We start from the raw sequence: 7,295 nt of genomic DNA, 5'->3' as shown, positions 1-7,295 counted from the left end.
TGCCCGGGTCGCTCGGCTTGCCAGGTAGCAGCCCCTCAATCCGTTTCCATTGCTCATCGCGAAGTTGTTTGCGCATCGGCCCTCCAACCAGATCATCAGGTTGGAGCGGTATTGTCACCTCGAATGTCAACACACCCTAGTCTCATTTGTCAGGCGGCCAGCGCCCCTACTCAAGCGTGATCAGATCCTGCAACCGAAGTGGGTCAGCAGAGCCTGCCTGACTACTTTATCGTCCTCATCTGGGATTGCACGTAAGCTACGCGGTCTGCCTGCACACCATGCAGCGACCTGACTGCATAAGACAAAAAATTGTATGCGTTAGTTACATTCCGTGCTATCTTGCTTGAGGAGGGACCTTGCTTGCATTCCGAAATTAATAGAATAACCCCGTTTCTCAAGTGGGCTGGTGGTAAGCGCTGGCTGGTGGAGAAACATGGCAGCATGCTTGCCATTGAACACAATCGATATATTGAGCCATTTCTTGGTAGCGGAGCTGTTTTTTTTAGTCTACTGCCTCAGAAGTCAATACTTGGAGATGCAAATACTCAACTTATCGAAACATATTCATGCCTAAAAACAGATTGGCAGAAGGTGCAGAAGCTACTCTCTTCACACCACAAAAGCCACTCTTCTGAATATTATTATTCAATGAGATCATCTGTTTTTAAAAGCGCCATCGAGAGATCCGCGCAATTTATTTATCTAAACCGAACTTGTTGGAACGGTCTTTATCGAGTTAATAAAAAAGGAGAATTCAATGTACCTATTGGAAGCAAATCGAACGTAATATTGGAATCAGATGATTTCGAGTCTCTTTCAAAAGCATTGTCAACCGCAGAGCTGGTAGCCGGAGACTTCGAAGCCCTTATTGATCGGGCAACATCGGGTGATTTCGTTTTTGTTGATCCACCTTACACGGTAAAGCACAACTACAATGGCTTCGTAAAATATAACGAAAATATATTTTCTTGGGATGATCAGATTAGACTATGCAATGCAGTTAAGCGGGCTTCTACACGAGGGGCAAAGTTAGTAATTACAAATGCATACCATGAAAGTATTCGAAAAATTTACAAAGACGTTGGGAAAATTATTAAATTAAATCGCCCAAGTGTTATAGCCGGAAAATCCTCCGCTAGAGGGAGATATGAGGAGATGGTCATAAAATGCTTTTAAAATTCTTTAATCGCGTACCATTTTTGCAGTGCTTGCTAGCCTACAGCCCTGCAGTTCACAAAGCGGCGCTTAAGAAATTCTGTATTCTTTTATTATTAACAAGCCTGCCAGTGATAATGACAGCATTCATGGCAACAATTCCCACAGGGGAAGGAGACAATGTCTCCAAGCTAGTGACAAAGATTAGGGAATCGTTGACCGTATCTGAGCTTTTCGTATACTCAGCAACATTTTTAACACCCATACTATATCTCTTTTACGAACGCATGAATGACTTGTCGATAAAAAGCATCGACAACTTCAAGAGGGTTTTCAGGGGCTATGGTCTTGTGCAAGCTATTGCGCTACTACTCATCGTTCTTACTGCTGTAGCTTTCGGAGCAACCAAACTCAACTTCCCTTTCACTGATACTTTTTTGCACTATTTCCTGGTGACCTATGCTCGTGAAATTTATATTTTTGGGCTTTATTGCTGGTACTTAACCCTCCTCGACGGCGCAAACACTATGAGTTACTACGACTCAACTCGGGCTGTGGAAAGCGAACTAACGACTGCGTTCGCAGATAGACTTAAAGAGCGAGGCGCAGAATGAGAACCATTCGTTTACCAGTACTTTCCCTCAAACAACCCATTGGGGAATTTTTCTCGGCATCCATTAGTGCTCGTGATTTAGTCGAAATTTCATACTCTGATGTTCGAAGACTTGCTGATGAAGAGCGTGACTTTGAAAGATATCTCGGCATTCAGCGCCCCTTGACAAAAAAACGCGTCAAAGAAATTCGAGAGTATATCCATAGTGATGACGCATCATTTCCAACTGCCGTTATTCTGGCTGTTGAGGAACGATGCGCAGAGTTTGAAGAGGGCGACAGAAACACGGGTTTTTTAACGCTTCGAGGAAGCGAACTAGGTGATACCGACGAAGAGTCTAGCCCATGGGGCAAGAGTGCGAAGGTAATCGATGGCCAGCATCGCATCGCAGGATTTCTGGATGAATCGACTAAAGAGTACTCATTTCATCGAGAGTTTGATATAAATGTATCAATTTTTGTAGGTGCTGACGTTTCGGAACAGGCCAATATTTTCGCGACAGTCAATCTCGCGCAGACAAAAGTAAATACAAGTTTAGTCTATGATCTGACAGAGCTTGCCAAGACTCGAAGTCCTCAAAAAACTTGCCACAACGTGGCAGTAGCTCTTGACAAGGAAAAATCAAGTCCACTCTACAGACGAATTAAACGTTTGGGAACTGCAACGCCTGGACGAACTAAAGAGCCACTGACTCAAGCTGCGTTCGTGGAGTCACTTGTAAAGTTCATTTCCACTAACCCCAGCAAGGACAGAAACGAACTTCTTTCTGGAAAAAAATTATCAAAAGCAGGCGCCACCGATTTAAAAAAATGTCCCTTCAGAAATCTTTTCATAGAAGAAAAGGAAGTTGACATAACCGAAATTATCTACAATTATTTCAGGGCAATTGAAAGAAAATGGCCTACTGCGTGGAAGGATAAGGATCGGGTAGGAAACTTGCTGCCACGGTCGAACGCGTTTAAAGCGCTCATGGAGTATCTTCGAGAGGACCTGTACCCCCAATTGGCAGGGGGCATCTATGGCCGAATTCCCACGTCTGATGAGTTCTTCAGGGCCTTAGCACATGTGGATGCAACAGATTCTGATTTCACGAAACGGAACTTCGCGCCCGGTGGCGGGGGGCAAGCGCAATTCCTGAAACTTCTACGGGGAAAAATATCTATCTACGACCTACTTGAGTAATGGCATGAAAATTGCCAAATTTTCTAACTAGTGTTAAAAAAGGAGCTGGCGCGACAGAAGGCGCGTCAGCTGCTATGTTCGATAAGCCAGTGTAGCTGAGCATTACTTCGCACTTACGACGCCTACTCTGGGCATATCAGTGCTGCCAACGATTCTCTGCTTTGGAGTGCTTCGCTGCAATGCCTTTTGCTCGCACACTCCTAAGCAGCATTCTCTCGCAACCTCCGCCACAGCGTCGACCGGCTGATGCCCAGCAGGGCGCAGGCCTCGTCCTGATCTCCCTGCACCGACTGCAGCACCTCGCGCACCCGCTGGCGCTCTGCTGCCATGCGAGCGCCCTTGAGCAGGCGCTCGCGCACGGGTGCCGGGCGCTGTTGCGTGCATTCGGGAAACACCTCCAGCAGCCGCGCGCGGTCTAGCCGCCCGCCCGGGGCCAGCCAAGCGTGGCAGGCCAGCAGGCGCTCGACCAGGTTCTCCAGCTCGCGCACATTGCCGGGCCAGCCGTAGCCTGCGGCCAGGTCCAGCAGCGCGGCCAGCCAGGCCGTGGCCTGCGCCTGCGGCACGCCCGCTGCGGCCGTGCGGCGCGCCAGCAGGCTGGTGGCCAGTGCGGCGATGTCGCCCGCGCGCTCGCGCAGGGGCGGGGTGGCGATGCGCAGCACCGCCAGGCGGTAGTACAGGTCGCGCCGGAACAGGCCGCGCTCCACCTGGGCCGCCAGGTCGGCATGGGTGGCCGCGATCACGCGCAGGTCCACCGGCACCGCCGCGGTGGCCCCCAGGCGCAGCACCTCGCGCTCCTGCAGCACGCGCAGCAACCGGGTCTGCAGGGCCAGCGGCATGTCGCCGATCTCGTCGAGGAACAGGGTGCCCGTGTGGGCGGCCTCGATCAGCCCGGTCTTGCCGCCGCGCCGCGCGCCGGTGAAGGCGCCTTCTTCATAGCCGAACAACTCGCTCTCGCGCAGGCTTTCGCTGAGCGCGGCGCAGTTCACCGCCAGAAAGGGCTGGCTCGCGCGCCGGCTGGCGGCGTGGATGCCCTGGGCCACCAGTTCCTTGCCCGTGCCGCTTTCGCCGGTGACGAGCACTGTGGCATCGCTGGCCGCGCACTGCAGCGCCAGTTCGCGCACGCGCCGGGCGGCGGGGCTGGTGCCGGCAAAGGCCTCGATGCGGTAGCGCGCGGGCGCGCCGCGCTGGCGCTGGTTGGCGCGCAGGTGGCGGTCGGCGCGCTGGATCACGGCCGGGTCGCGGCACACCAGCAGGGCGCCGGTGACCTCGCCGCCCTCGATGATGGGCGCGCGCCGCACGACCAGGGTGCGCGCGCCGATCTGCAGCACCTCTTCGGCCGGGGCTTCGTCTTGCAGCCGCAGCGTGGCGCCCAGGTCGAGCACGGGGTCCACCTCGCTGAGCACGCGGCCGGCCAGCTGCGCAGCGGGGGCACCCAGCAGTTGGGCCATGGTGGGGTTCAGGGCCTCGATGCGCTGGCGCGTGTCCACTGCGACCACGCCGTCCTGCAACTGGCCGAGGATGGTGCCCAGGCGTTCGTGGCGCGCGCGCTCCGCACGGCTGTGGCGGGCCAGGTGGACGGCATCGTGCAGCGCCTGGCGCACGGCCTCGTCCGAGTACATGAGCACGCTGGCGATGCCGGCCTGCTCCGCCAGGTCGGACACCAGGCCCGGCGCCACCACCGCCCCCACCCCGGCCGCGCATAGGGCCTCCACGCAGGCGGGCGCGTCCTCCGGGTTGCGGTAGCTGAACTGGGCAATGCCCATGCCGAACAGCGCATCGAGCTGGGCCAGGTGCTGCGACGGCCCGTCGAACGACACCAGCCCCACCCGGGGCGACAGGGCCCGCGCCGCGGCCAGCGCGCGCATGAGGTCGAAGCCCCGCACCTCGACCATGGCCACCGGTATGTCCAGGTGCTGCCGCAGCCACTCGCCGCTGGCACCCGCGGCCACCACGGCATCCACGGGGCTTTCGGCATGCAGGGCCCGCACCGCCGCCACAGCCTCGTCGAAGGCCTGGCCCACGAGTTCGATCTGCGCCTGCGCCGCCACCTCGGGCACCAGGCGTGCCAGCACCCGGCCCAGGCGATGCCGGGCCACGGCGACGATGCGCAGGGGCCGGGTGGCCGGCGGCACTAAGTGGGTCGGGGCGAGGCTTGGAGTGTTCATGTCAATTCATTTCATTGTCTCACTATTGAAATGAAAATGAATCAACGGAATCCGAATGCCCCGTAGAAATTCGAAAAAAGTGCTTATGAATCAATAGCTTGAAGTCTCATCTACGGAACAGCAGCCGGTGGCACACTGATTGCAGAAATGGTGGAGCGAATCCGCGACCCCTTCATCCAACAACAGGAGACATCCATGAACCACTTCCGCCGCCGCACCCTGCTGGCCTGCGCAGCTGCCGCCGCCGCCTGCGCCCTGCCCATGGCGGCACAGGCCCAGGCCTGGCCGGCCAAGACCATCCGCTTCGTCGTGCCGTTCTCGTCCGGCGGGGCCAACGACCTGATGGCGCGTGCCGCGGCCGAAGGCGCCGCCAAGGCGCTGGGCCAGCCGGTCATCATCGACAACCGCCCCGGCGCGGGCGGCTCGCTGGGGGCAGACCTGGTGGCCAAGAGCGCGCCCGACGGCTACACCTTCCTGATCAGCGCGGCCGGCGTCATCTCCAACAGCATGATCAAAAAGTCCCTGCCCTTCAAGGACGAGGACCTGGTGCCCGTGGCCATGATCGGCCTGGCGCCCTCGGTGGTGGTGGTGCCCAAGTCGGCGCCGTACGAGAACCTGCGTGACTTCGTCGAGGCATCGAAGAAGGGCGTGGGCTTCAACTTCGCCACGGCCGGCACCGGCAGCACGCCCCACTTCGTGGCCGAGATGCTCAACGTGAAATACGGCGCCAAGCTGCAGCCCGTGCCCTACAAGAGCGGCTCAGAGAGCACCACCGCCGTGCTGGGCGGGCAGGTGGACGGCACGTCCGAGGCCAGCATCATCGCGCTGCCGCACATCCGCGGCGACGGCAAGTTCAAGGCCCTGGCCACCACCTGGACGCAGCGCATCTCGGCCTATCCGCAACTGTCTACTGCAGTGGAGCAAGGCTTTCCTGAGCTGCAGATCGCCCATTGGGCCGGCCTGCACGCACCGCGCGGCACACCCCCCGAGATCCTGGACAAGGTGGCCGCCGCCGTGGACAAGGCCATGCAGGACCCCGCCGCCGTCGCCAAGCTCAAGGGCATGGGGATCGAGCCCATTGGCGGCACGCGCGCGGAGTTCGTGAAGTTCGTCGATGCCGAGCGCAAGCGCCTGGGCGAGATCGTCAAGGCTGCGCAGATGCAGGAGAAGTGAGCCGCCACGCTCCCTTCGCCTTCCTTTCCTCCAGAACCTCCATGAACACCAAACAACAACTGCGCGCCCTGGCCGAGGCGCGTCGCGGCACCCTCGTGCCGGGGGCCTTCAACGCCCTCTCGGCCCGGGTCATCGAAGACCTGGGCTACGAGGCCCTGTACATCACCGGTGCGGGCGTCACCAACATGTGGTTCGGCATGCCGGACCAGGGCTTCGTGGGTCTTTCCGAGATGGCCGAGCACACGGCCCGCATCCGCGACGCGGTGGGCCTGCCGCTCATCGTCGATGCCGACACCGGCTTCGGCAACGCACTCAACGTGCGCCACACCGTGCGCACGCTGGAGCGCGCGGGCGCCGACTGCATCCAGTTCGAGGACCAGGTCGCACCCAAGCGCTGCGGGCACTTTGCGGGCAAGGACGTGATCAGCACCGAAGAGGCCGTCAGCAAGATCAAGGCCGCCGCCGATGCACGGCAGGACAGCGACCTCTTGATCCTGGCGCGCACCGATGCCTGCGCCGTGCACGGCTTCGAGGCGGCTGTCGAGCGCGCGCAGCGTTTTGCCGAAGCGGGCGCCGACATCCTCTTCGTCGAAGCCGTCACCACGGCCGACGAGATCCGCACCCTGCCCCAGCGGCTGGCCCGCCCCCAGCTCATGAACATGGTGGTGGGCGGCAAAACCCCCATCTTCAGCGCCGACGAACTCGCCGGCCTGGGCTATGGGCTGGTGCTCTATGCCAACGCCGCCCTGCAGGGCGCCGTCGCGGGCATGCAGAAGGCGCTGACGGCGCTGCGAGACAACCGGCAGTTGCAGGAAGACCCGGCCCTGGTCGCCCCGTTCGCCGAACGCCAGCGGCTCGTGGGCAAGCCGGCCTGGGACGCGCTGGAGCGGCGCTACAGCTGAGGGTGCGCCCAGGGCTGTACCCTGGGCTTCCCTTGCGCCAGGTCAAAGAGACCGCCAGCACCATGGTCAAAATAGAGATTCATTTGAATACCTCTCAAAATAAAT

The 7,295-nt window shown here is 59.0% G+C and carries 6 protein-coding genes; 5 read left to right on the top strand and 1 reads right to left on the bottom strand.

The genetic code is table 11. The features are described 5' to 3' along the window. Positions 1-360: 360 nt before the first annotated feature. Genes ACK59X_RS02100 through ACK59X_RS02090 form a run of 3 tightly spaced genes read left to right on the top strand, consistent with a single transcriptional unit; the run spans position 361 to position 2,950 of the window. The gene (locus ACK59X_RS02100; protein WP_409954791.1) at positions 361-1,176 is read left to right on the top strand and encodes a DNA adenine methylase; all 816 of its coding nucleotides are present in this window, start codon (positions 361-363) and stop codon (positions 1,174-1,176) included. After that, on the top strand, positions 1,167-1,769 hold the full coding sequence (locus ACK59X_RS02095; RefSeq protein WP_409954790.1) for a hypothetical protein: 603 nt from the start codon (positions 1,167-1,169) through the stop codon (positions 1,767-1,769). The genes ACK59X_RS02100 and ACK59X_RS02095 overlap by 10 nt, the downstream gene beginning before the upstream one ends. Beyond that, positions 1,766-2,950, top strand: coding sequence for a DGQHR domain-containing protein (locus tag ACK59X_RS02090; protein ID WP_409954789.1), 1,185 nt, complete (start codon positions 1,766-1,768; stop codon positions 2,948-2,950). Before ACK59X_RS02095 ends, ACK59X_RS02090 begins: the two co-directional genes overlap by 4 nt. Positions 2,951-3,150: 200 nt before the next feature. Here ACK59X_RS02090 and prpR read toward each other — a convergent pair whose 3' ends face one another. Then, complete coding sequence (prpR, locus tag ACK59X_RS02085; protein WP_409954788.1) at positions 3,151-5,115, bottom strand: propionate catabolism operon regulatory protein PrpR; 1,965 nt, start codon at positions 5,113-5,115, stop codon at positions 3,151-3,153. 261 nt (positions 5,116-5,376) lie between these two features. Between prpR and ACK59X_RS02080 the strand changes: the two genes are divergently transcribed. Together ACK59X_RS02080 and ACK59X_RS02075 are read left to right on the top strand one after the other, a co-directional pair. After that, positions 5,377-6,288, top strand: a complete 912-nt coding sequence (locus tag ACK59X_RS02080; RefSeq protein WP_409954793.1) for a Bug family tripartite tricarboxylate transporter substrate binding protein — start codon at positions 5,377-5,379, stop codon at positions 6,286-6,288. 41 nt (positions 6,289-6,329) lie between these two features. Further along, a complete protein-coding gene (locus tag ACK59X_RS02075; RefSeq protein WP_409954787.1) occupies positions 6,330-7,190 on the top strand; it encodes an oxaloacetate decarboxylase in 861 nt (286 codons plus the stop codon). Positions 7,191-7,295 lie beyond the last annotated feature (105 nt).

This window comes from Acidovorax sp., assembly GCF_046339755.1.
Classification (GTDB): Bacteria; Pseudomonadota; Gammaproteobacteria; order Burkholderiales; family Burkholderiaceae_C; genus Acidovorax.
This window is presented reverse-complemented; position numbering and strand designations above follow the sequence as displayed.

Coding starts and splice junctions, on each gene's coding strand:
- ACK59X_RS02095 (WP_409954790.1), top strand. CDS start 1,167: ATGCTTTTAAAATTCTTTAATCGCGTACCATTTTTGCAGTGCTTGCTA.
- ACK59X_RS02090 (WP_409954789.1), top strand. CDS start 1,766: ATGAGAACCATTCGTTTACCAGTACTTTCCCTCAAACAACCCATTGGG.
- prpR (WP_409954788.1), bottom strand. CDS start 5,115: ATGAACACTCCAAGCCTCGCCCCGACCCACTTAGTGCCGCCGGCCACC.
- ACK59X_RS02080 (WP_409954793.1), top strand. CDS start 5,377: ATGGCGGCACAGGCCCAGGCCTGGCCGGCCAAGACCATCCGCTTCGTC.
- ACK59X_RS02075 (WP_409954787.1), top strand. CDS start 6,330: ATGAACACCAAACAACAACTGCGCGCCCTGGCCGAGGCGCGTCGCGGC.